The organism is Roseibium sp. HPY-6, from assembly GCF_040530035.1.
In the GTDB taxonomy this organism is placed as follows: domain Bacteria; phylum Pseudomonadota; class Alphaproteobacteria; order Rhizobiales; family Stappiaceae; genus Roseibium.
Genome location: NZ_JBEWCD010000001.1, coordinates 2,248,975 through 2,273,417, shown reverse-complemented (window position 1 = coordinate 2,273,417; position 24,443 = coordinate 2,248,975). Strand labels below are relative to the sequence as shown.

At 57.5% G+C, this 24,443-nt stretch carries 22 protein-coding genes; 3 read left to right on the top strand and 19 right to left on the bottom strand.

Annotated features, from left to right (window positions below):
* Nucleotides 1-84 precede the first annotated feature (84 nt).
* Nucleotides 85-999, top strand: coding sequence for a LysR substrate-binding domain-containing protein (locus ABVF61_RS10525; protein ID WP_353993465.1), 915 nt, complete (start codon nt 85-87; stop codon nt 997-999).
* A 67-nt stretch (nt 1,000-1,066) separates the two neighbouring features.
* On the opposite strand, the gene ABVF61_RS10520 is transcribed toward ABVF61_RS10525, so the two are convergent.
* The 3 genes from ABVF61_RS10520 to ABVF61_RS10510 all read right to left on the bottom strand — a co-directional run bounded on the left by ABVF61_RS10520 (nt 1,067) and on the right by ABVF61_RS10510 (nt 3,863).
* Nucleotides 1,067-2,101 (bottom strand): peptidoglycan -binding protein, encoded by a 1,035-nt coding sequence (locus ABVF61_RS10520; protein ID WP_353993464.1) that lies wholly within the window; start codon nt 2,099-2,101, stop codon nt 1,067-1,069.
* A gap of 6 nt (nt 2,102-2,107) precedes the next feature.
* Nucleotides 2,108-3,097, bottom strand: a complete 990-nt coding sequence (locus ABVF61_RS10515; protein ID WP_353993697.1) for a flagellar motor protein MotA — start codon at nt 3,095-3,097, stop codon at nt 2,108-2,110.
* 220 nt (nt 3,098-3,317) lie between these two features.
* Nucleotides 3,318-3,863, bottom strand: coding sequence for a TetR/AcrR family transcriptional regulator (locus ABVF61_RS10510; RefSeq protein WP_353993463.1), 546 nt, complete (start codon nt 3,861-3,863; stop codon nt 3,318-3,320).
* A gap of 106 nt (nt 3,864-3,969) precedes the next feature.
* On the opposite strand from ABVF61_RS10510, the gene ABVF61_RS10505 reads away from it, so the two are divergent.
* A complete protein-coding gene (locus tag ABVF61_RS10505) occupies nt 3,970-4,746 on the top strand; it encodes an SDR family NAD(P)-dependent oxidoreductase (RefSeq protein WP_353993462.1) in 777 nt (258 codons plus the stop codon).
* Nucleotides 4,747-5,038: 292 nt separating this feature from the next.
* Complete coding sequence (locus ABVF61_RS10500; RefSeq protein ID WP_353993461.1) at nt 5,039-5,716, top strand: hypothetical protein; 678 nt, start codon at nt 5,039-5,041, stop codon at nt 5,714-5,716.
* Between the two features lie 162 nt (nt 5,717-5,878).
* On the opposite strand, the gene ABVF61_RS10495 is transcribed toward ABVF61_RS10500, so the two are convergent.
* The 16 genes from ABVF61_RS10495 to tkt form a co-directional block, all read right to left on the bottom strand.
* Nucleotides 5,879-7,426 carry a B12-binding domain-containing radical SAM protein gene (locus ABVF61_RS10495; protein ID WP_353993460.1) on the bottom strand — a complete coding sequence of 516 codons (1,548 nt, stop codon included), beginning with the start codon at nt 7,424-7,426 and terminating at the stop codon, nt 5,879-5,881.
* A 33-nt stretch (nt 7,427-7,459) separates the two neighbouring features.
* Nucleotides 7,460-8,590 (bottom strand): PAS domain S-box protein, encoded by a 1,131-nt coding sequence (locus ABVF61_RS10490; RefSeq protein WP_353993459.1) that lies wholly within the window; start codon nt 8,588-8,590, stop codon nt 7,460-7,462.
* 196 nt (nt 8,591-8,786) lie between these two features.
* Nucleotides 8,787-10,085 carry an amidase gene (locus tag ABVF61_RS10485; protein ID WP_353993458.1) on the bottom strand — a complete coding sequence of 433 codons (1,299 nt, stop codon included), beginning with the start codon at nt 10,083-10,085 and terminating at the stop codon, nt 8,787-8,789.
* Between the two features lie 150 nt (nt 10,086-10,235).
* Nucleotides 10,236-11,678, bottom strand: a complete 1,443-nt coding sequence (locus ABVF61_RS10480; protein WP_353993457.1) for a TRAP transporter large permease — start codon at nt 11,676-11,678, stop codon at nt 10,236-10,238.
* 9 nt (nt 11,679-11,687) lie between these two features.
* Nucleotides 11,688-12,503, bottom strand: coding sequence for a TRAP transporter small permease subunit (locus tag ABVF61_RS10475; protein ID WP_353993456.1), 816 nt, complete (start codon nt 12,501-12,503; stop codon nt 11,688-11,690).
* Nucleotides 12,504-12,622: 119 nt separating this feature from the next.
* On the bottom strand, nt 12,623-13,672 hold the full coding sequence (locus ABVF61_RS10470; RefSeq protein WP_353993455.1) for a TRAP transporter substrate-binding protein: 1,050 nt from the start codon (nt 13,670-13,672) through the stop codon (nt 12,623-12,625).
* A gap of 460 nt (nt 13,673-14,132) precedes the next feature.
* Nucleotides 14,133-14,933, bottom strand: a complete 801-nt coding sequence (locus ABVF61_RS10465) for an inositol monophosphatase family protein (RefSeq protein WP_353993454.1) — start codon at nt 14,931-14,933, stop codon at nt 14,133-14,135.
* An 86-nt stretch (nt 14,934-15,019) separates the two neighbouring features.
* The gene (gene efp / locus ABVF61_RS10460) at nt 15,020-15,583 is read right to left on the bottom strand and encodes an elongation factor P (RefSeq protein ID WP_353993453.1); all 564 of its coding nucleotides are present in this window, start codon (nt 15,581-15,583) and stop codon (nt 15,020-15,022) included.
* A gap of 157 nt (nt 15,584-15,740) precedes the next feature.
* Nucleotides 15,741-16,847, bottom strand: a complete 1,107-nt coding sequence (locus ABVF61_RS10455) for a tetratricopeptide repeat protein (RefSeq protein WP_353993452.1) — start codon at nt 16,845-16,847, stop codon at nt 15,741-15,743.
* 38 nt (nt 16,848-16,885) lie between these two features.
* A complete protein-coding gene (locus tag ABVF61_RS10450; RefSeq protein ID WP_353993451.1) occupies nt 16,886-17,527 on the bottom strand; it encodes a thiamine phosphate synthase in 642 nt (213 codons plus the stop codon).
* Between the two features lie 122 nt (nt 17,528-17,649).
* Nucleotides 17,650-18,717, bottom strand: coding sequence for a class II fructose-bisphosphate aldolase (gene fba, locus ABVF61_RS10445; protein ID WP_353993450.1), 1,068 nt, complete (start codon nt 18,715-18,717; stop codon nt 17,650-17,652).
* Nucleotides 18,718-18,949: 232 nt separating this feature from the next.
* Complete coding sequence (locus ABVF61_RS10440) at nt 18,950-19,318, bottom strand: VOC family protein (protein ID WP_353993449.1); 369 nt, start codon at nt 19,316-19,318, stop codon at nt 18,950-18,952.
* A gap of 22 nt (nt 19,319-19,340) precedes the next feature.
* Entirely contained in the window at nt 19,341-20,534 is a 1,194-nt protein-coding gene (locus ABVF61_RS10435; protein WP_353993448.1) for a phosphoglycerate kinase, read from the bottom strand.
* A gap of 404 nt (nt 20,535-20,938) precedes the next feature.
* On the bottom strand, nt 20,939-21,112 hold the full coding sequence (locus tag ABVF61_RS10430) for a hypothetical protein (RefSeq protein WP_353993447.1): 174 nt from the start codon (nt 21,110-21,112) through the stop codon (nt 20,939-20,941).
* A gap of 162 nt (nt 21,113-21,274) precedes the next feature.
* Nucleotides 21,275-22,285: a type I glyceraldehyde-3-phosphate dehydrogenase gene (gene gap, locus ABVF61_RS10425; protein WP_353993446.1), complete on the bottom strand. Its 1,011-nt coding sequence runs from the start codon at nt 22,283-22,285 to the stop codon at nt 21,275-21,277.
* A 142-nt stretch (nt 22,286-22,427) separates the two neighbouring features.
* Nucleotides 22,428-24,416 (bottom strand): transketolase, encoded by a 1,989-nt coding sequence (gene tkt, locus ABVF61_RS10420; RefSeq protein ID WP_353993445.1) that lies wholly within the window; start codon nt 24,414-24,416, stop codon nt 22,428-22,430.
* Between the last annotated feature and the right edge of the window lie 27 nt (nt 24,417-24,443).

Sequence of the window (24,443 nt, the reverse complement as noted above, 5' to 3'; positions counted from 1 at the left end):
AAGCCGCCCATCTGCAACATGTTCGTTCCGCGCGTGAGCTTTGTGAAGTTCCAAAATCCGGTTCAATCTGTTAACTTGCGTGTTATGGGAAATTTGCGCCAAACTCTCGCAAAGTTGCCGCATCTCATTACGTTTGAAGCTGTTTGCAGAAGCGAAAACTTTACACGAGCGGCTGAAGCACTCGGCATCACCAGAGTGTCCGTTAGCCGGCAGATTGCCGAGCTGGAAGAGCAGCTTGGCGTCCGTCTGTTTCACAGAAACCATCGCAAGGTAGTGTTGACGCAACCCGGACGCATTCTGGAAGCCGAAGTCTGTCCGGCTCTCCATCAGATTGCCAGTGCTTTGAACAATGTGTCTGCCGTAAAGGGACGCACGCGGCTGACGGTCACGACGACGTCCGCCTTTTCCACTTACTGGCTCATGCCCCGTTTGGTGAATTTCAATAATCTTCATCCGGATCTTGAGCTCAATCTCGTTGTTTCCGATCGAAAACTCGATCTTGCCGCCGAGGGCGTCGATGTCGCGATCCGTTACGCCCAGACCCCACCGCCCTGGGACAAAGTCACGAGATTGATGCGCGAGCGGATCTTTCCTGTGGTCAGTCCCAAGTATGTGGCGCGCACCGGTCTAAGCTCAGCGCAAGATCTTCTAAGCGAAAATCTCCTGCACCTGTCCGGGATCTACCGCCCGGGTGCCCGGTGGCCAAACTGGTTTCGCCGCAACGGACTGCATGCGCCCTCCGAGGCAAGCGGTGTCGTGATGAACACTTACATCAACATGCTTCAGGCTGCGATCGCAGGGCAGGGTATCGCGCTTGCAGGCTATCCGCTCGTGGACGCCTATCTGGCGGACGGATCTCTCCTGAAACTTGATGGATTTCTGGAACTTGACCGGGATTTCTTCTACCTGATCGACACAACGAAGAACCGAACCGATGCCCGGCTGTTCGCGGACTGGATTGTTGCCGAGACACAAACACTGTCAGACGGCAGCTCTTAGGTGGCGACCCTGGCCTGCGTTTGGAGAGTTCGGAAAAAGCGGCGACGGACGGCGCAGAATGGCGGGCTCACCGCTCGGTCAGCTTCAACTCGATACGGCGGTTTTTGGCGAGGATATCCGCGCTGTCGCCTTCTTCCAGTGGCTGGAATTCGCCGAAACCGGCGGCAACAAGGCGTTTCGGATCAACGCCTTTCTCGATGAGATAGCGCACCACGGAAATCGCGCGGGCGGCGGAAAGTTCCCAGTTGTTGCGCAAGCGGCCCGCGCCGGACAGCGGCCTGGCGTCGGTATGGCCGTCTACGCGCAGGACCCAGTTGATCTCGTCCGGGATCTGCGCGCTCAGCTCCTGAATGGCGTCGGCAAGTTTGTCGAGTTCCTGTTCTCCTGCCGGATTGATGTCCTCCGAACCGGAATCGAACAGAACCTCGGACTGGAACACGAAGCGGTCGCCGACAACCGAGATGTCGGACCGCTGGGAGAGGATTTCACGCAAACGGCCAAAGAAGTCGGACCTGTAGCGGGAGAGTTCCTGCACGCGCTGAACGAGGGCCGCGTTCAGGCGCCGGCCAAGGCTGGCAATTTTAGCCTGGCTTTCCTCTTCCTTTGCCTCGGACGCTTCAAGGGCCGCATTCGCGGCGGCTATCTGGCGCCTCAGTGCCGCTATCTGCTGGTTGAGAAGTTCGACCTGCGCGAGCGCTTCCTGGCTGACCTGACGTTCGTCATCAAGAAGGTTTTCCAATTGCGCCGCGCGGCCACCAGCCGCATCGGCGGCACCTGAGCTGCTGTCAAGCAGACCAAGCAGACGGCTTTGCTCAGCTTCGGCATCGGACAGGCTGGCCTGAAGCCCGAGGATCGTGTCTTCCAGCTCACCGGAGGCAGCACGTTCCAGCGCCAGCAATTCCGTCAACTCGCTGATCTGAGCGTTGAGCCGGTTGAGCACCGTGTCCCGCCCGGACAGCTGCTGGGACAAGAAGAACTGCGCGATCATGAAAATCGACAGGAGGAATATGATGACGAGCAGGAGCGTCGCCATCGCATCGACGAAACCGGGCCAGTAATCCGTTGTCTGGGCGCGGCGGCGGGCGCGCAATCCTGCGGCCATCGCTGGTTACTCCTTTGCGCGCTCGAAGGCCGCCGAGATAGACGTCAGCAAACCTTCAATCCGCTTCTGCTGCTCTCCCTGGGCTTCTGCCCAGTCACGCATCATCTGCTGTTCGGAGCGCACATGTTTCACCAGGCCCTGAATACCTTCGGCAAGGTTTGCCATGGCCTGAGCCGCGTTCTTGCTGCCGCCATCCTCGATGCTTTTCTGCAGTGACTGGATCGACGCCTGGATCTGTTCGACGCCTGGGGCATCCGGCGCATTAAAGAGCCCGTCTTCCGGGTCGATATCGGTGACAGTGGAGAGCCAGTCCTCGAGTTCGTTATAGAACCTGTTTTGGGCCTGGCCCGCCTGCAGGTCGAGAAAGCCGAGAATGAGCGATCCCGTCAGCCCGAACAGGGAGGAGGAAAACGCCGTGCCCATGCCGGAGAGCGGGGCTTCGAGCCCTGCTTTCAGGTCTTCGAAGATGACATTGGCATCGCCTGACCCGACATCGAGCGACTGGATCGTCGCGCCAACGGAACTCACCGTCTGCAACAGGCCCCAGAATGTGCCGAGCAGCCCGAGAAACACGAGAAGACCCGTCAGGTAGCGCGACATCTCGCGCGATTCTTCAAGGCGCATGCCGATTGAATCGAGGATGGATCTTGCCGTCGTCGGCGTCAGGGCCATGTCCCCGGCCTTGTTGCCGAGAAGCGCTGCCATCGGCGCCAGCAGAACCGGTGAGCGCGTGTCGAGTGCCGGATCGCCGATGCGGAAACTGTTGACCCAGGCGATTTCCGGAAACAGCCGGATAACCCTTCCGAACAGCAACAGAACGCCAAATGCGCCGACAAAGACGATCAATCCGTTGAGACCGGGATTGCTCAAAAAGGCGGTCGAGATCTGCGGGAACAGGATGAAGGCGATGAAGGCAACGATCACCAGAAAGATGATCATGAAGGTCAGGTAAGCCCTCGGGCTGGACAGGCTGTAAGGGTCGAATTCACGGGCCATATTGCGCAATCAATCACCTTATGCAGAGGTAACCCATTGATAGCGTGATTTTTCGCACCTTGGAAACCTCTTATCGCGGTCGGGGGTCAATAATGTCTGGAAAGCTTGGGCGCAGGAGGGCAGGGGACGCCATCCAGGTCGGTTCCAGACAAATCCGTCGTGAATGTCGGCACAGAATCACCGACCGCCAAGGAGCGGAAATTTGAGCAAGCTAAGGCCTTCAGGTCTCCAACGCGGCTAGCCCCAAACGCATGATCTGAGTGCGCAAAGCGTCAGGCGACTTCTGTGCAAGGGCCTTGGTCTGAAAATTCTTGCGCATCAGCGCCATTCCGAACAATACCGCTAGCAGCGCAGCCGCGCGGTCTTGCGCGTGCGCACCGCCGATCTTTTCGGCAAGCGGATCTGCGAGCTGTTGCTGCACCGTTTCGCGTATCGTCCCGCCCATTTCCGGGTCGATGACATTTGCGATCAGCATCGTGAAGACATTTGCAGCATCGGCCTCAGGATCGAAGGGGTGGGCAAAGCTTTCCGCCGCTTTGGCCAAAAGGTCTTCGGGATTTGCTGCCAGCGCTTCCCAGGGCGGGATTTCAGCAAGCGTTGCCTCAAAGAGTCCCTGCTTGCCGCCGAAGTAGCGCGAGACCAAGGCCGCGTCGACACCTGCGGCCCCTGTGATATCGCGCACGGAAACATTCGAGTAGCCACGTGTCCAGAACAGCGTTCTGGCCGCATTGATGAGTTTGTCTCTGGTTGTTACCGCTTTGATCATGCCTTCCACCTAAGGGTTTGACAGTTTTTTGTCAACAAGTGTTGACTTGCGGTTTTTCGTGCACTATCTGAGCGTCAACAGTTGTTGACTTTGATAGGAGAAAGACATGTCGAACACAGCCTTGATTACCGGTGCGTCCTCGGGCATCGGCATGGAGTTCGCTCGATATCATGCGCGAAAGGGCGGTGATCTGGTGATCGTCGCACGACGCAAAGAACCTCTCGATGCGCTGAAAACCGAGTTGGAAAATGCGCACGGAGTAAATGTGACCGTGATTGCACAGGATGTCGGTTCGCCGGCGCAGGCAAAAGAGTTGTTCGAAAAGGTCAAGGCGGACGAGATCGCTGTCGACGTTTTGATAAACAACGCGGGCTTTGGCGGACATGGCAGCTTTCTTGACCGGGATCTTGCGAAAGATCAGGCAATGATCGATCTGAATATTTCCGCGCTGGTCACGCTCTCTCATCATTTCGGCAATGACATGAGAACCAGGGGCGGCGGCAGGATGTTGCACGTGTCATCGACCGCCGGGTTTATGCCGGGCCCTCACCAGGCGGTTTATTTCGCAACCAAAGCCTTCGTGACGTCCTTCAGTCAGGCCATCGATCAGGAGATGCGGGACTACGGAATTACCTCCACCGCACTTTGTCCGGGACTGGTCAATACGGAATTTGTCGCCACAGCCAATCTGGAAGGCACGGGTCTTGCCGGGCAAAAGGGCGCTACGCCTGCCTCGGTCGCAAAATGCGGCTATGATGCGATGATGAAGGGCGAGCTGATCGCCATCAACGAGCCCCGGCTGTCGTTCCTGCTGAACTGGCTGACGCCGCTGATGCCGAGACGCCAGGTTCTGAAGATGGTGGAAGGCATGCAGAAAAAATAAAATCGACTTTTCGCGAAAAAGCGGCGCTGCATCTGGCGCCGCCTGTACCCACGAACCATGCTGGCCGCATTCCAGATATTGCCGAGGTCTGATGGCCAGTCGTTAGGGTTGCTCTATCAGAGTTTGAAATTTGCTTGTGCTTGTTGCTTTGAGTAGAATCGAACCGCCACGATGCTGGTGTCAGCCCCGGTAAATTTGATGGGCCGAACACTTGGAAAGTATTGCGGTTTTTATTTGAAACAGGTGCCGATTTTGCCTGTCTGTTTTTGATTTTTGATTGGATGACACTGTTATGCGACGCAGAACTTTTCTTTTTGGAGCCTTGTCCCTTACTGCCTGCCAATCCGGCGGCGCTACATTTAACGGAACAAAACGTCCGGCACCGACCGTTTATGACGCAGAGGGATACGACGTCCTGCATGTCAGGGACGTCAGCCAAACGGATCTTGGCGGAACGGTTATCTACGACGAGGTCATTCCGTTTGATGCCGGTAGCTATACCCCACCTAACGGAACAAACGGCCAGACTGGGACCGGTGGGCGGATCAGGGGAGCAGTACAGAGCCGTGTGGTCCGGTCCAAGAACACCAATACCCTAGTCTTTGCCTATCGATTCAGGGATATGACGTTCTTCCCTGGCACCGGGCCGCAGAACAAAGGCAGCCAACTGGTGAATGTTGAAATCGTGTCGATTTCCGGCTTTCCGCAATCAGCTTTTCCCGTTGAAATGTATACCCTGGACACCAGTCAAAGCCTCGGTGCAGAAACTCTGCCGGGTTATTACAAAGGCGGTGGAGCGTTCGAGTTCAACACTTTTCTGACAGAACCCCAGGGTACGACCTTCTTCGAAGTGCTGACCAAGGCAACGAGGTTCAAGACCGGAAGATACATGTCGCTTGAAGTTGATGCGCGTGGAAATGGCGGCGGCCAGCACACCGCCAACCTCTCACGTATTGCCGTGCCGAAATAGATACATGGAACTTCAGGCAGCCCTCCGGGAGATACGGAGGGCCATCATGAGCGCGGGCGCCCAGGCCAACTGAAGATCAGCCGGTACATGGTTTCCGCATCAATTCTTGCGTGTGAAGTCCGGCAAAGACAGCGCGAATGAGAACCACACTTCTCAAGCTGCTTACTTTACAAAAGCTGCAAATTCCTCAGATCCACGGGATTGCGACATATGCATCTCGACATCCAAAGTCGGATGCCCCTCGGCGTCCGTGAGGTAAAGCGGCTCGAAGTCCGGAGCAAATTTTGCGTCCAGACGGTGTGACGGACGATAAGCGACGCTGAGCGGGTCGCTCATGGCGCAAAAGGTGCGCTTCGGTTCCTGCCAGGTGCGCTGCATCTGGCGAACACTGCCGATGCGCATGCCGCCACCAAAACGCACCAACGGACCCAGCATGCTGATGGCTGTCTGGAGGTGGTCGAACGCGTGTCTGTTAGACCAGGCGTGCCTGATCGCGTGCCGGGCGAGTGCAGTCTTTCGGCCGCGAAACCGCAGCAGGTCGGTAAGGAACGGCACGACACGTTCCAGGGGCTCTTTTGGCCATTCGACAAGTTTTTGCCCGTCGAGATCACTCAGACGCAGATTGGGCAAAAGTCGGCCCGCCCGCACCGTTTCCTCAAAATGCGGCGTCCCGGGGATTGGAATAGTCAGGGACAGGAGAGCAGGAAGCGGCGTTTCGATGCTGTCCAGGATCGCGTCGATCTGGCTATCTACCTCGTCTATGGTCTGCCGGCTGAAATCGAGCATCATTCCATAGTCGAAAAGAACGCCGTGTTCGGCGCACAAACGTGCCAGGGACCGTGGGTCGGAACTGAGGCTGTGGCGCTTGTTGTAGTTTCGTAATACCTCCGGGTCTAGGGATTCAACGCCTGAAAAGAGCGCCTTGCAGCCGTTCGCGGAGACTTTTGCAAGGTTCTTCGGGCTCTTGAAGAAATCGCCGGTCACCAACGCGCCCCAGCCACGAAAATCGCCCCGGCGCCACCTTTCGCCCAACAGATCAACCCTGCGTTCAAAATCAGCCCGGTTGTTGCCGTAGAAATTATTGTCGAGCACCATCAACATGGATCGGCGCCCCCCGGCGTCCAGTTGCTCTGAAATTTCTTGAGAGGAATAAGGCTTATAGGCTCGGCCTTCTCCCGTCAGGGAGCAAAAGGAGCAACTGAAATTGCAGTTCTTCGTCGTCTCGACAAATCCAAGGCCAAATGACCATCCTGCCAGATCGAACCGCGGCGCCGGGCGATCCGCGCAGTAGTCAGCGCCGAGGGTATCCTCAATCAGTTCGTCGAGCGACTCCACGTCATCCTGGCAGACATGATCGAAAACTCCGGCGCATGTTTTGGGAAAGGCGCGGGCGATCGGGCCTCCAATGACAGCGCAGACGCTGGGGTTCGCATTGCGGAAGTAGGCCGAGAGTTGCCGCGCCCGGTCAAAAGCCGCGGTGAGGCCGGTAAAGATCACAAGATCAGGCCAGCCGAAATGCCGGGGATTGAGCATGGCGCCATGGTGAACTTCGTCATAAACACGAATGTCGACAAGCGATGAAGAAAACCGGCCCGCGAGATAGTAGGGCGCCATGGCTCGCGGTATGAAAAGACGCATGGGCGCGGCAGAGCGCCAAGGATCGACATAGGCGTTAACGATCAGAACTTTCGGGCGTCTTTTTGGTTTCACGTTTTTTCTTTTCAAAGCCGCTTGATCGCTTCGTCAGATCTGGTCGAGTCCTGCGAAAATCCCCAGAATGAAGATCGCATAGACGCCTATGATCGCATGGGAGATGATAGGGGTCACGACACTTCCCGACCGCATGAAGAGCCATCCCCACAATAGTGAGGGAGCAATCACCGCAAGCGAGACCACGGGGTTAAGGTGTGCATGCAGAACCGCGAAAAGCAGCGTTGACACCAGATTGGCTACCCAGCCTGCAGGTCCGATGACGCCTGTCAGGAAGTTCTGCAAGGGGGCCTGGATGGCGCACCGCATTGCGAACTGTTGAAAAACCACCGAGACAAGATAGATCGACAACGCAGCCAGGAAGAGGCCGGGCGATCTGACATGTGTTCCGTCGTCCAGAACAAGAAAGGCAAAAAGCGGGGCTACTTGGCCGTCGTCCTGCGGTGTGCTGAGCAATGCCAACTTACCGAGCGTCATGGCGACGCAGAAGCCAAGAGACCACAAGATGCTCTCGATCACATCACGCGGTTTCGGTCGGAGATTCAGCTTGAAGGCTTTTGAATTCGGTGCTGCCCACCGGTCGATGAAATAGGCGATAATCACCAGCGTCAGCAACGCCACGACCGGTCCGAGATCGTAGAATTTTGCACGAGCCAGTTTCTGAATGGGCTCAAGCAGCAATGTGAAAAGACTAAAGATCGTCAGGATCGCGACAATGAATCGCCCCGTGGCCGCGCGTTCCCTTTCGCGATCTGCAGTCTTTTTCAACAGTTCAACGCGTTCACTTTCATCAGCCAGCATGACCAGGACGCCAAGGCGTTCATCCGTACCGCGCCGGTTCAGCAACACGGCGCGAACATTGAGATGCAGCGTGGTATTTTCGCGTTCGAGGCTGATTGCGGCGACGTGTTCCAGGTCCGGCCGGTGAACCGCTTCCAGAACGCAGTCCGTGAAAGCATCCAGATCCGGCAAGGGAACGAAGACTTCCGCAACCGTTTTTCCCACGACCTCTTCTGCACGCAGCCCGAATATCTTTTCAGCGCGCGGGTTGCAGGACGTCAGAATGCCCTGCGGATCAATAGTGATGATGCCGTCGGTCGAAGAAGCAACGATGTCGTCTGTCATCGCGACCGGAAGCTTGGGCAAAGGCTCAGAGTTGTTCAACGTGACCGCCGGTCAAGGCCAATGGGAATTTTCCGCAAGGCACGAACCGCTTCTCCTGACACATGATCGAATCGTCAGGAGATCACGCTAGTACAGGGCCCTGACTGCGTCCAGATTGGAGGCATTGCCAATCTGGGTTTCGAACCGAAGATTTGATAAGTGCCGTCCTGGCTCAACGCGAAACTCGTTCTTGGCCTTACTGATTGTGCCGCGCCCAGCTCCACATCCAATGCGCTATGGAGAGGAGGCTCGCATCGTCGCCCTTTCGGCCGACAAGCTGCACGCCCATCGGCAATCCACCCGCCGTTTCAAGCAGAGGCAGCGTGATTGCCGGAGTGCCGGCCATGGTCCAGAGCCCGTTGAAAATCGAATCTCCCGTTGAGCTCAATCCGGCGGGCGCCGGACCGAGCGCTGCCGGACATAGAATGGCATCGCTACGCTCGAAGAGTGGCTCGAGGAGCGCTTCCATCTTGTCCTGGAACGCTTTCGCTGCGAGATAGTCGACCGCTGGAAGCTTCAGGCCTTCCTCGATAGTCGCCCGTGTCGGTGAACCGAGCTTATTGGTACCGCGCTCCAGATAATCCTTGAAATAATGCCCCATCTCGCCGGTGTTGATCACGGCGCGTAGACGTGCGGCATCATCGAAAGCGTCCGGCAGCGATAGCGGGATGACGCTATCAGAAAGTGCCGTGCGTAAGCGGTCAAATGCGGCATGAAGCGCCGGGTCTGCCCGATCCCAACCAGGGGGCGCCACGAAGCCGAGTATCGGTGGCTTGGCAGCCTCTGGAACTCGATCCATCTTTACTTCGCTCAAGACGTCCGCCAAGAGCGCAGCCCCTGCCGGGTCATTTGCAAAGACACCAAGCGTGTCGAGTGAATGGGACTGAAGCAGTGTCCCCTTTCGCGGGATTGCGTTGAAGCTGGGCTTCAGTCCGACAACACCGCAAAACGAGGCAGGGCGTACAACGGAGCCGCCGGTCTGCGTACCGATCGCCAAGGGTACCATTCTGTCAGCCACCGCCGCAGCTGAGCCCGAGGAGGATCCGCCGGGCGTATGCTGCAGGTTCCGCGGATTTCTTGTTTTATTGGGGTGCAGAAAAGCGAGTTCGGTCGTGACCGTTTTACCGAACATGATGGCTCCGGCTTCCTTGAGCCGTCTCACCACTTCCGCATCTTCCTGAGGCACTCGGCCGGCGTCGACGGGACATCCATTTTCGGTTGGAATGCCTGCCGTGTCGATCACGTCCTTGACGCCAACGGGTAAACCGTGAAGGGCACCCAGCGGCGCTCCACTTGCCTTGAGTGCGTCCAGACGCTCCGCTTCCTGCAGGACCGCCGCGGCATCGAACCATGTCCAGGCCTGCACTTCATCCTCGCGCGCCTCGATCCGTGCGATACAGGCTTTTGAAAGATCAACGGCGGACAGACCGCCATCGGCAAGCCGATCACGCAGTTCCGGCGCACTGAGCGTGAGCAGGTTTTCAGTTTCACTCATGAGTGTCTCCGCGTTCCAGCGATTGGCGATGCGCTGCCGGAACCAAATGTGATCCAGTGTTTCCGCCCCAGAATTCGCCACTGCGCATGTTTGTTGATGCCTGGGTGCGCAGCGGGAAATTTTCCAGAGGCGGGTTTCCGATCAGCGTTGCTAATTCCCGTAAGCAACCGATGGCAGCCAGGTTGTAAGCGCCGGGAAATAGAACACGATCAGCAATCCGATCAGCTGAAGAATGACGAAGGGCACCACGCCTCTATAGATATGCCCAAGTGTCACGCCAGGTGGACAGACGCCCTTCAGATAGAATAGCGCAAACCCGACAGGTGGTGTCAGGAATGAGGTCTGCAACGTCACCGCCACCAGGATGGCAAACCATACGACCGATGGATCCCGCACCTGATCAAAGCCCGGCACGGCCAACTCGAGCCCGACGATGATCGGCAGCATCAGCGGCATGATAATGATTGTGATCTCGATCCAATCGAGCAGGAAGCCAAGCAGGAAGACGATCAGCAAAATGAAGCCGACAGTCATGTAGGGATCCTCGAAAACCGAGAGAACGAGGTGCTGAACGATTTCATCGCCACCATAACGCCGCAGCACGAAAGCGAAGAAGTTTGCTGCCAGGAAAATCCCAACGATGTAGCCGGACGTGTTCAAGGTGGACCGGCTCACGTCCTTGAGCACTTTCCAGTTCAGCTTGCGGTTGGCCAGTGCGAGAAGCGTCGCTCCCATAGCGCCGAGCCCGGAGGCCTCGGTCGGTGTTGCGACGCCGGCAAAAATTGATCCCAGTACAAGAAGGATCAGGAACATGGGTGGCACGACGGCGAGGAGAACCTCCTTTACGTCTTCCCATTGCACCTTTTCGGGTTTTTCGGGCGCCGGCATCGCCTTGGGATTAATCAGTCCATAGATGACGATGAAGACAATGTAGAGTGCACCGAGGATCAGACCCGGGAACAACGCACCCATGAAGAGGTCGCCAAGGCTGATGGCCAGCTGATCGGACATGATCACCAGCATGATCGAGGGTGGAATCAGAATACCGAGCGTCCCGGCGGAGGCAATTGTTCCAGTCGCGATCGGTTTTGAATAATTCTGCTTCATCATGGCTGGAAGCGCCATGACGCCCAGAAGCGTGACCGATGCACCGATGACACCGGTGGATGCCGCAAGAATGATGCCGATCAGCATAACCGTCAGGGACAGGCCCCCGCGCAGCGAACCGAACAGCTTCTGCATGGAATGCATCATGCGCTGAGCGACACCCGACTGGTCGAGCATCAGACCCATGAAGATGAACATGGGCAACGCGACAAGGACCGGGTTTTTGACAATGCCGCCAAAGAGGCGACCAGAGAGCGCCTGCATGCGCTGATAGCTGATACCGGTGCGATCGAACTCAATGATATCGCGAAAAAACGAGCGGTTCGGGTCCAGCAGAAACTCGGCAAGCAGGACGAAAACAAGGCTGACACCGACAAGCGCCATGGCGACCGGAATGCCGCGGAACAGCATCCAGATAAAGGTGATGAACATCACCATGACGGCGATTTCGTTCAGTGTGAGAAACTGACCAATAAATTCAAGCATCTATAATTCTCACGCCGTCTTGTTGCGGCTGAAAAGCCTGGCTGCACCGATCACCACGAATGTCAGGACCAGAGTGATCATGATGGTGTATTTGATGTCGTAATTTCCGAATTCGACTTCGTCGAAAATCACGTGACGGCTGACATCTCGCGCCGTCGCATCAGGTGGGCTCATGAGCCACACAATCCACCAGAGCGCGTAATAGGTGGCAAGGTTGGTCGCGAACATCGTCGAGGGAAACGCGTAAAGCAGCTGCTTCCAGAGAACGGGCTGGGTCAGCTTGGCAAGCAGTCGGACGTAAATAGACCAGGCCGCCACTGCCATGAGGATGAACGACAGGTTCATCAGCGTCTTGAGAATCCAAAGGTTGTGCAACCCGTTGGGACTGTCCGACCCCTCGTCAGCCTTTATGGAGGAGATCGTGTAGTGCAGCGTGACGTCCCAGCTCAGAATAATGAAAGGCAGGAACAGCCAGGTCAGCGCAAAGATATCGGTCCTCAGCTTTTTCTGTCTCGAGAACCCTTCGTAGAGAATATCGACGCGCACATGGCTGTTTGTTGTCACCGCATAGGCAATGCCAACCAGCACCGCCGACCCGTAAAGCCACCACTGGAAATCGTCTAGCCAGGCCTGGTTCATGCCGGCGCTGCGCAGGACAACCTGGGAGCAGATGGCGACCATCAGGAACGGAAAAAGCCAGGCAAAGATATTGGAAATGAAAACGACGAACCGGTCGCCGCGATTTTGTTCCTCGGCTCCGACGGCGCCGGGATCCGTAATCGCAACACTTCCATCGGCTGAAATAACTTCTTCAGGCTTATCCATCTGCTCCCCGCCTTGCCTGCGATGCGCCGGACGCCTCCACACCCAGCAGAATACCGGGGCGATGTCGCCCCGGTATGCATTGTGTCGTCCGGGATTCCGGACGGATCAGTGCAGCCCGCTCAGTTGCGCGGACGCGGCAGGTAAATGTTGTCGTTCCAGACCTTGTAGCCTGCACGGAACTCCTGGAGATTGTCCCAGACCTCCTTGAAGAACGCATCTTCAGCAGCCAGTTCAGCAGCAACTTCGACCCACGCCGCTTCGAAGGCGTCAAGCATTTCCGGGGACCATTGCTTGATGGTCACGCCGTTCTTCTCGACGTTTTCCTGCATCGCATCAAAGTTGGTGGCTTCACCTTCGGCGAAGTTGTCTGTGATGTTCGCCATGCAGGCGATTTCGATCTGGTTCTGAGCAACTTCGTCGAGGTCGTCCCAACGGTCCTTGTTGATCAGAAGCTCGAACATCGTTGCCGGCTGGTGCCAGCCCGGGAAGTAGTTGTACTTCGCGATGTTGTGGAAGCCGAGACGCGCATCGATCCGCGGCATGGAGAATTCGGTCGCATCGATCGCACCGCGCTCCAGCGCCGGGAAGATATCACCACCCGCCAGAAGCGACGTGGACACGCCGAGTTTCTGCATCACTTCGGCGCCGAGGCCAAAGAAGCGCATGTTCAGGCCTTCAAGGTCTTCAAGGCCATTGATCTCGTTCTTGAACCAGCCGGAGGTTTCCGGAGCGATGATGCCGCACGGGATGACGTGAACGTTGTAGCCGTTTTCGTCATACATGCGCTGGAAAAGCTCCGAACCGTCGCCATAAAGCATCCACGCAAGGAATTCACCGGCTTCCGGACCAAAGGGCACGGCTGCAAACAGGGAAGCAGCGGGGATCTTGCCCTGCCAGTAGCCGGATGTCGTGTAAGCGGCGTCAACCGAACCGCTGGACACGGCGTCAAGCGCTTCCAGAGCCGGAACCAGTTCGCCCGGATCAAAGTGTTCGAACTCGACATCGTTGGAGATGGAATTGATCTTTTCGGTAAAGCCGACGGCGGCTGTGCCGAGAATTGGCAGGTTTTTGCCGAAGGCGGACGTCATCTCAAAGGCTTCCTGCGCGCTGGCAGGCAAGGTGAAAGAGATACTGATTGCTGCCGCGGCAGCGAACTTGCGAATAGTCATAAATCCTCCCGTTTATTTTTTGCGGGCCCTCCTCTGACCCGTTGGAAAAACTTTTCCAATCCTTATTTAGTGCATGAATCAAAAGCTGTTAACACATAGCCATTAGAATAAGAGACCCGCCTTGAGCAGTCATAGCCTGGCTGAGTGCAGACTCCTCTGCGTGATCTGAAAGTGTCCGGCTGCTAATCGGGGCAATCCGAGTGTCAGGCGCCGACGCTGCGGACCTTTCGGAAACTAAGCCACGTTCTGACATACCGGATCAACTTCCGTTGCCGGGATGGGATGGATATCGGTCGTCGCGACAATTTCTTGAAGGTATCTGAGCCGCCTTGCACAAGCCAGCGGTCGGCGTGTCCGGAATACGCGGGGAGGGGGCAGGATGCGCTTGGCGCTCACTGGGCTGCGGCCCTACGCTTGGACCGGATGCAGCTGACTATCGATTTGAGCCGTCGCCCGGAATTCACGCAGACGTTTCAGCCTGTTTCAGCAACCGGAGCATGTGACGGTGGGCAAATTCGTTGCCGACGAGCACATCGCCTGTTTCCAGCATTTTGTTCTTGCCCTGAAGATCGCTGACAAACCCGCCGGCTTCACGGACCATGAGAATTCCGGCGGCAATGTCCCAGGAATTCAAGTTGTGCTCCCAGTAAGCATCCAGGCGCCCGGAGGCGGTCCAGGCAAGATCGAGTGCGGCGGCGCCGGCGCGGCGGACACCCGAGACCTCCGGCATGACGTGGCGCAGTTCACGCAGCGCGCGCCCGTGGTCACCGTGTCCGATGAAAGGCAGACCTGTTCCGATGAGCATTTCCGGTAATTCGGTGCGTCCTGCGACGCGAAGACGGCGGTCGTTCAGGAAAGCGCCCCGGCCACGCTCGGCTGTGTAAAGCTCATCCATCACAGGGTTATAGATGACACCGGCAACGATTTCACCAGCTCTCTCCAGCGCAATGGACGTCGCGAAAATCGGAATTCCATGCAGAAAATTCGTGGTGCCGTCGAGAGGATCGATATGCCAGCGATGCTGTCCATCAGTGCCTTCGACGATCCCGCTTTCTTCCATGACAAGCCCATAGGTCGGGCGGGCCTTGGTCAATTCTCCGCGCAAGAGCTCCTCTGCACGACGGTCTGCCGCTGAAACGAAATCTCCCGGGCCCTTGCGGGAGACCTGGAGATTTTCCACTTCGCCGAAATCGCGAACCAGACTGCGTCCGGCCTTGATTGCGGCCTGAACCATCACGTTAAGGAGTGCTGTGCGAGCCATTGAATGTCACTTGTTGTTGGGCGCAGCCCGAATTGTTTCGGACACGCCGGATTTTGGCGATCGAATACCGGGATCAACCCGAAGGATCAGTCCGCGCGGCGAACATATTCCAGTGTGCCGGTGTCGACGATGATCCTTTCACCGGCGGTGATGAAGGGAGGAACCATGACTCGGACGCCGTTTTCCATCAGCGCGGGCTTGTAGGAAGAAGACTGTGTCTGACCCTTGACGACTGCGTCCGCTTCACTGATTTCAAGCGTCACGTGCTGCGGGAGGGTGATGCCGATCGGACGCTCTTCGTGGAGTTCCACGGTGACCATCATGCCGTCCTGCAGGAAAGCTGCCCTGTCGCCAACGAAATCCGACTGCAGCTCAAGCTGTTCGTAGGTCTCCGTGTCCATGAAGATCAGCATGTCATCCTGCGTATAAAGGTACTGAAAGTCCTTTTGCTCCAGGCGCACGCGCTCGACCTTGTCTTCGGAGCGGAACCGCTCGTTGAGCTTGCGGCCATCGATCAGGTTTTTCATTTCGACCTGGGCGAAGGCGCCGCCCTTGCCGGGCTTCACATGCTGGACTTTAACAACGGCCCAGAGCGTGTCCTGATGCTGCAGCACGTTACCGGGCTTGATTTCGTTTCCGTTGATTTTCATGGAACGACCGACTTTATGAATTGTTAGGATCTGACGCGGAGCGGTCCCCAGCCGTTGGCAAGGGCGCCCAAAATGCTCGCGCCTGTCCACCACAAAAGCGCAAGCGTTTCAAGGAAAAAAGGCAAATTTTCCTAGGTTTGACCCACTCTGGGACGAATTAGGGAGATTCCGCAGCCGGATCTTCGGTCGGCGCAAGCAGCGTTGTTGTGTGCTGCTCGGCCAGAACACGGGCACCTTCGATTGTCTTTTCATCGAGCGTTTCGACGATCCTGTCCAGATTGAAGTCGGGCACGCCATTTGAGCGCGCCGCCAGATGCCATCCGGCCGCTGCCGTGAAATCCTGCTCCCGTCCACGGCCGTACGCGTAGATCCGCGCCAGACGGTTCATGGCGACCGGATTGCCCGCGATAGCCGCTCTCTCGAACCAGTCGGCAGCCTCGGCTTCGTTCGGGTCTACTCCTTTGCCCTGATGCCGCAGGATCCCATAGTAGACCTGCGCCGACGTGTGACCGCGGCGCGCAGCTCGGCCCAGCCAGAATGCGCCCTGGCCGGGATCATTCAGGCCGGTCTGGGATTCCAGAAAAGACAGTCCCAAAGCGTACTGGGCTTCCGGATCGTTTTTGCGCGCCGCTTCTTCCAGCAGCTGACGCGCCTTTTCTTCGTCAAACGGGCGCCCTTCGCCCTCCTGATAGAGGATCGCCAGGTTGTATAGCGCCGAGGCGTTTCCCGCGTCTGCAGCCTGCTCAAAGAGATCTGCAGCTTTTGTCTTGTCGACATCGACACCCGTGCCGAGAAGGTAGAACTGGGCCAATTGCAGCGCTGATCCGCTGTCGCCCGCCGCTGCCGCAAGGGAATACCAGTCGGCAGCCTTGGACTTGTCCAATTCGATGCCGAGACCTTTCTCATGAAGAACACCAAGCAACGCCTGGGCTGCCTTGTCGCCCTGTTCGGCAAGCGGTGTCGCAAGTCCAAGTGCCGTCAGGAACCATCCACGCTGAAAGGCGGCATATGCCAATTCCGAAGACGGAGATTTGAGCTCATCAATCTTCGGAGGCCCTGCATCAATGATGCTGAAAAGTGTCTTGTCGCGCGTCGTCACGTCTATGACGGCGGGTTGCTCGACTTTGGCTTGTTCGACGGAGACGGCATCGAGGTCCGTTTCCTGAGCCGCTGCGCGTGGATCTGAGAGCGTTGAAAAGAACGCTGTCGCAAGGGCGAATACGGACATCTTCGTCAGGCAAGGGCGGGCGGCTTTCGTCGGCATCACTCTTACTCCAAATTCGATCAGCAGCTTCCGGGAGCCTACTCCACCTCCGGAAACGGGTGTTCTTCCAAAATGCGGTTCGCAGCGGCAACCGCGTTTGAGATGTCGCCGTCCGATTTCCAGACGGCGTCCTTCACAGCGACAAAATCAGCACCTGTCGCAGCAACATCCTTCAGGGTCTCCAGGCTGTTCCCGGCCAAGGCAACACAAGGCGTTTCAAACAGTTCAGCCCACCAGGCCGCGCCCGAGAGGGTCCTGTCATGCGCCGCTTCGCGCTCATCCAGATCCAGCTTGCCGAAAAAGATATAGTCGACGCCCGTTTCCGCCCACTCCATCGCATCATGTTTCAGCTTTGTGCCCCCGGTTCCAACGATCTTTTCGGGCTGGAAGCTCTCTACAGCGAGTTTCACGTCTTCGAGCGAGGTGTCGACATGGACGCCATCGGCGCCGCTTCTTCCCGCAGCCTGCGTGTCGCGGTAGACAAGCGCGGCGGCCCCGCCCTCCTGAACAACAGGAACCAGTATTTGGGCCGCGTCCTGAATATCCTTGGTGGCCGCGCCGGGCATGTAGATCAGGACGCAGGCGATATCGCCTCCGGCAAAGGCCTTTTCGAGCTTTGCAGCCAGGTCGGACGTATCGAATTCCGGTGGCGTGACTAGAAAGAGGCGCGGACGATTCACAAGCGGGTTCCTGACTGACGGGCGTGTTCGATTCTCGTTCTTGTCCCTAAAGACGGCAAAAGAGGGACGCAAGGCCCCTCTTTCAACAAAGTGAATGTCTCGACCGGTCGGACCGGGTGAGGTCAGCCGATTTTCGGGTCGAGGCTGCCGTCCTTGTAGCGGTTGGCCATGTCCGCGAGCGTCACGATTTTCGAGAGCTTGGACGCCTGGCCTGCCGTGTTGAAGGCCTCCAGTCGTTCCACGCAAAGCTTTTGCATCGCCTCGCGTGCGGGCTTCAGGTATTTGCGCGGATCGAATTCGCCGGGGTTTTCGCTAAGGACGCGGCGGATCTGGCCGGTCAAAGCCATGCGGTTGTCCGTGTCGATGTTGATCTTTCGGACACCGTTCTTGATGCCGCGCTGGATCTCTTCAACCGGAACACCCCAGGTCTGGGGCATCTCGCCGCCATACTGGTTGATGATGTCCTGCAGATCCTGCGGGACAGAAGAAGAGCCGTGCATCACCAGGTGCGTGTCGGGCAGGCGGCGATGGATTTCCTCAATCACATGCATTGCGAGAATTTCGCCGTCCGGCTGGCGCGTGAACTTGTAGGCGCCATGGCTGGTGCCCATCGCGATCGCCAGGGCGTCGACCTTGGTTTCCTGAACGAACTTCACCGCTTCGGCGGGGTCGGTCAGAAGTTGGTCGTGGCTCAGCTTTCCTTCTGCGCCATGGCCGTCTTCCTTGTCGCCCATGCCGGTTTCCAGCGAGCCCAGAACACCGAGTTCGCCTTCCACCGAGATGCCGCCGAGATGCGCCATGTCGGTGACCGTCTTTGTGACGCCAACGTTATAATCCCAGCCTGCCGGGGTCTTACCATCCGCTTCCAGCGAGCCGTCCATCATGACGGATGTAAAGCCGGCCTGGATGGCTGTCATGCAGGTTTGCGGCGCGTTGCCGTGGTCCAGGTGAACGCAGACCGGGATATGCGGGTAGATCTCGACGACGGCGTCCATCATGTGCTTGAGCATGATGTCGTGAGCGTAGGCGCGGGCACCGCGGGACGCCTGAATGATGACCGGCGAATCCGTCTGGTCCGCCGCAGCCATGATCGCAAGCGCCTGCTCCATGTTGTTGATGTTGAAGGCCGGAACGCCGTAGTCATTCTCGGCAGCGTGATCAAGCAACTGGCGAAGGGTAATACGAGCCATCAATTGTCTCCCAGATCCGGATACGTGCTCCGTCCACAGCAGAACAAAGATGACCTTGCCGTGTGGCCGATGCGTCAAACTGAGGCCGTTCTAACAAGATTTTCGGTTATGGAAAGAGCAGTGCGACCGCTTAAATCAATTAAAATAGAGGCGCTTGATCGAAAAATTACACACACAATTAATTCGGCAATCAAATTAATCATGGGTGTGGCGCCGCGAAGGCGGAATCTTGTTAGATCAGCGAGCTGATATCGAGAAATGTTCCCGCAGGGTCTCGGAGAATCATCCGTTTCTGGCCGTACGGCATCTCCCGGGGCGCTTCAACGACAACCGCGTTGAGCTCAAGTGCACGCTCGTGAACAGCGTCGCAGTCCTCTACGACAAATGTCAGGATAACCCCGGCCGGTGCCCGCTGGGCCCTGGCCGGAACAATGTCGCTCGATTGCCTGAGGATGCCGAGTTCCAGACCCGGCGTTTCGGCATCCGCCAGGTTCACGAACCAGTCGGAGGAAAATTTCGGCGTCATTCCCAAAAGTTTCTCGTAAAAAGCGGCAGTGACGGCCACTTCTTCGGTCAGAATATTCGTAAAACAACGCTGCATCTTCACCTCCTCTGAAAACGGATCAGGCCTGAAGCGCCTTCACGCCGGGCAATTCCTTGCCCTCGAGCCACTCGAGAAATGCGCCGCCTGCCGTGGATACATAGGAAAAACTCGGGGCTGCACCAGCGTGGTTCAGCGCAGCCACGGTGTCGCCGCCTCCGGCGACCGAATTGAGTTTTCCCGCCTTTGTGTTTTCAGCTGCGTGCCTGGCTGCCGCAACTGTTGCCTTGTCGAAGGGTTCGATCTCGAAAGCACCCAGCGGGCCATTCCAGACCAGGGTCTTGGCCGCATCGATTTTTGAGGTGACGGTTTCGATGGAGGCTGCGCCCACATCCAGGATCATGCCATCGGCGGGAATGGCATCGAGCGTGACGGTTTCGTTTTCCGCCCCGGCCTTGAATTCCTTGGCGACAACGGCATCGTCGGGCAACACGATTTCGCAGTTTGCCGCTTCGGCCGCGACCATGATTTTCCTGGCCGTATCGGCCAGGTCATGTTCGCACAGCGATTTGCCGACATCCGTGCCGTTTGCCGCCAGGAAGGTATTGGCCATGCCGCCGCCAATGACGAGCATGTCTACCTTGGACACAAGGTTCTCCAGCAGGTCGATCTTGGAAGATACTTTCGCGCCGCCGACAACCGCCAGAACCGGGCGGACAGGCTCGCCAAGGGCGGAGCCGAGCGCTTCCAGTTCTGCCTGCATCGTGCGGCCTGCATAGGCGGGCAGAAGCTTGGCGATGCCTTCGGTTGATCCGTGCGCCCGGTGCGCAGCTGAAAAAGCGTCGTTGACGTAAATGTCTCCGTTTTCCGCAAGTGCCTTTGCAAAGTCCGGGTCGTTCTTTTCTTCGCCCTTGTGGTAGCGGGTGTTTTCCAGAAGCAACACACCGCCGTCCGGCAGAGCGGCAATGGCATCGGCCGCCGCTGAACCGATGCAGTCGTCCGCAAAGGCAACCGGCTTTCCAAGAAGGTCTGCGACCGCCGGTGCAACAGGCCCGAGAGACATCTCGGCGACACGCTCTCCCTTGGGGCGGCCGAAATGGGCCAGCAGAACAACCTTGGCGCCTTTTTCAGAGAGTTCGCGGATCGTCGGCAGCACTCGTTCGATGCGCGTAGTGTCGGTGACCTTGCCGCCATCCATCGGTACGTTCAGGTCAACACGCACAAGCACGCGCTTGCCGGTGAGGTCGGACAGGTTGTCGAGAGTTTTGAAAGCCATGGGATCACCTGTTGTCAGGGCGGAAAGCATCGGTCGAAAGGGCCTGCCCCGGCACATGCCAGGCCGCGGCGTTGACAGGACTTAATGCAAGGAACGCATTGCTTGCAACATGGAAGGCAAAGGTATTTTGGAAGATTGTGCCTTAGGACGGCGGCCGGTGGTGCTCAGGCCTGCGATGGGGTCAGTGACCATGGCTGCACGATTGATGCGCTGCCTAGGGTATGCAATTTTTCGGTGAGGGTTTTCTAAGTGCTGCCGAACTCCGGCAATGGAATACGATTGTTGTAGTTGTGATGTGTTGCATCCGCTTTTGGCGCAGAATGATGTGCCAGAAGGGATGAGATAGCACACATGTCGGCTAACTTCCTCCCAGGTTTCCTGTGAGAACACAGACTTCAAAAGCCCTATTTTTCAGGTGGTGTTTCCAGGTTCTTCATGGTCTCTGCTTTGGCCCGGTCTACATCCGGGTGCCAGTGGCGGTGGCTTTTGGGGCGGTCAGGGTCTCTCGAACGATCGATAAAGTAGTATCCGACGCCAATCACCAAAAGAAACGCTACGGCTATCAGGATCGATTCCAAGTCACGTCCTCCATTTCATTTTGTACAATGTCTATCAATACATGTAGAAATTGTAAAAAATAGAGATTCGTGTCTGAGGTGCGTTGCTGTGATTGAGGACCGATCAAACAAAAAGAGCCGGTACATCGACCGGCTCTTGTTATTAAATATGTGATCGCAAAATCAGATCAGCTTCGCCATGGCGATGGCCGTGTCGGACATGCGGCAGGAGAAGCCCCACTCGTTGTCGTACCAGGACAGGATGCGAACGAAGGTGCCATCCAGCACCTTGGTCTGGTCCATGTGGAAGACGGAAGAATGGCTGTCATGGTTGAAGTCCATGGAGACCAGCTTGTCGTCTGTGTAGCCCAGGACACCCTTCAGCTTGCCGTCGGCGGCTTCACGGATAGCGCTGTTGATTTCCTCAACAGTTGTTTCGCGCTTGGCGATGAAGTTGAAGTCGACGACAGAGACGTTCGGCGTCGGGACGCGGATCGCGACACCGTCGAGCTTGCCGTTCAGCTCCGGCAGAACAAGGCCGACGGCCTTGGCGGCGCCGGTGGAGGTCGGGATCATGGACATGGCCGCTGCACGTGCGCGGTAAAGATCCTTGTGCATGGTGTCCAGCGTCGGCTGATCGCCCGTGTAGGAGTGGATCGTCGTCATGAAGCCTTTTTCGATACCAATGGCTTCATTCAGCACATAGGCGACCGGCGACAGGCAGTTGGTGGTGCAGGATGCGTTGGACACGACGAGATCGTCGGCGGTCAGCGCACTGTCGTTGACGCCGAAGACGATGGTCTTGTCTGCGCCGGCAGCAGGCGCTGAAACCAGAACGCGTTTCGCGCCGGCTTCCAGATGCATCGATGCCTTTTCCTTGGCGGTGAAGATGCCGGTGCACTCCATGGCGACTTCAACGCCGAGCTCACCCCAGGGCAATTCCTTCGGGTCGCGGATCGCGGTCACCTTGATCGGCTTGCCGCCACCAACGGTGATGGTCTCACCCTCGACGACAACCTCTGCAGGGAACCGGCCATGAACCGAATCGTAGCGCAGGAGATGCGCATTTGTTTCAACCGGACCGAGATCGTTGATCGCTACGACTTCAATGTCGGTACGTCCGCTCTCGACGATTGCACGCAAAACATTGCGGCCGATGCGGCCGAAGCCGTTGATTGCTACCTTGGTTACCATTTTCCACTCCCGCAATCTTGAGCGCCGTGTGTGGATCCGGCGCCGATTGGTGCGCCACCTTTTGGTGGCAACGATTGAGAGCACAGCTGTGCTCAGGGCCCGGCAGCTTAAGGAGGAAAGCGCCGCCGGGAATTGATCTGACTTAAGCTTCGAGCTTTTCCTTCACGGCAGCGACAACGGCGTCCTTCGTGATGCCGAAATGCTCGTAAAGTTCCTTGTAAGGGCCGCTTGCGCCAAAACCGGTCATGCCGACGAACAGGCCGTCATTGCCAATGAAGCGGTCCCATCCCATGCGGATGCCGGCCTCAACGGCGATATTGACATCGGCTGTACCGATGACCGCTGCCTTGTAGTCGTCCGACTGGGCTTCGAACAGCTCGAAAGATGGAACGGAAACAACCCGGACTGCAAGCCCTTCCCCGGTCAGTTCCGTGTGGGCGTCAACGGCGATTTCCACTTCCGAGCCGGAGGCGAAAATAGTGACGGCCGCATCGTCTTCGCTGTCAATGAGGACGTAGGCTCCTTTTGCGCAAAGGTTCTTTTCCTCGTAAGTCTTGCGCACGGACGGAAGGTTCTGGCGGGTCAGGGCCAGGATTGACGGTCCTTCTCGGTTTTCAAGGGAGAGCTGCCAGCATTCCAGCGTTTCCGTGATGTCTGCCGGCCGGAAGAAGGTGAGCTGGGGAATAGCGCGCAGTGCCGCGAAATGCTCGACCGGCTGGTGCGTTGGCCCGTCTTCTCCAAGACCAATGGAATCGTGCGTCATCACGTGAATGACACGCTGTTTCATCAAGGCGGCAAGGCGGATCGACGGGCGGCAGTAGTCTGAAAAGATCAGGAACCCGCCGGAATAGGGGATAACCCCGCCGTGAAGTGCCATGCCGTTCATGGCTGCCGCCATGCCGTGTTCGCGAATGCCGTAATGGATGTAGCGGCCCGAGAAATCGTCCGCGGTGACGGGCAGGGTCTGCTCGGTCTTTGTGTTGTTTGAACCGGTGAGGTCCGCTGAACCGCCAATTGTCTCCGGGATCACTTCGTTGATGACACCCAGCACGGCTTCGGACGCCTTGCGCGTTGCCATGGTTGGTTGTTCTTCAGCCAGCTTTTTCTTGTAGTCCAGAACGGCCTGGGGGAAGCCGGCCGGCAGATCGCCGCGGGTGCGGCGTTCGAAATCGGCGCGTGTTTCGGTGTCCGCCTCGGCAAATCGCTTCTGCCAGTCCTTGTGGGCATGGGCGGATCTGAGACCCGCGATACGCCATGCATCGAGGATGTCACTTGGAACCTCGAAAGGTTCGTGCGGCCAGTTCAGCGCTTCGCGCGTTCCCGCAATTTCTTCCGCTCCGAGAGGTGCGCCGTGGGCCTTGGCGGTGCCGGCCTTGTTGGGAGCACCGAAGCCGATGGTGGTCTTGGCGGCAATCAGGGTGGGCCGGTCACTGTCCTGTGCCTGACGGATCGCATCTGCGATGGCTTCCGGATCGTGGCCATCGATATCGATGGTGTTCCAGCCGGATGCGGCAAAGCGCGCCTGCTGGTTCGTGCTGTCGGTGATCTCGACCTTTCCGTCGATGGAAATGCCGTTGTCATCCCAGAACACGATCAGCTTGTTGAGCTTCAGATGCCCGGCAAGCGTCAGGGCTTCCTGGCTGATGCCCTCCATGAGGCAACCATCTCCGGCAAGCACGTAGGTGTAGTGGTCAACAAGCTTGTCACCGAAGCGGTCCGCCTGCAGACGCTCGGCAATTGCCATGCCGACCGCGTTGCCGAAACCCTGGCCGAGCGGGCCCGTGGTCGTCTCGATGCCTTCACCATGGCCGAATTCCGGATGGCCGGCGGTGCGAGATCCGAGCTGACGGAAGTTTTTCAACTCATCCAGGGAAAAGTCTTCGTAGCCGAGGAGATAAAGGAGGCTGTAAAGCAGCATGGAGCCATGGCCGGCCGACAGAACGAACCGGTCGCGATCCGCCCAGTTCGGGGCAGTCGGGTCGAATTTCAAAAACTCGGTGAACAGGACCGTTGCAATATCGGCTGCGCCCATGGGCAATCCGGGGTGACCGGATTTCGCCTTTTCCACCGCGTCGATTGCAAGAAAGCGGATCGCGTTTGCCATGCGATGGTGTTTTTCAAGATCGGTCATTGTCATCCCGTTGCTTGCTTTGAAGCC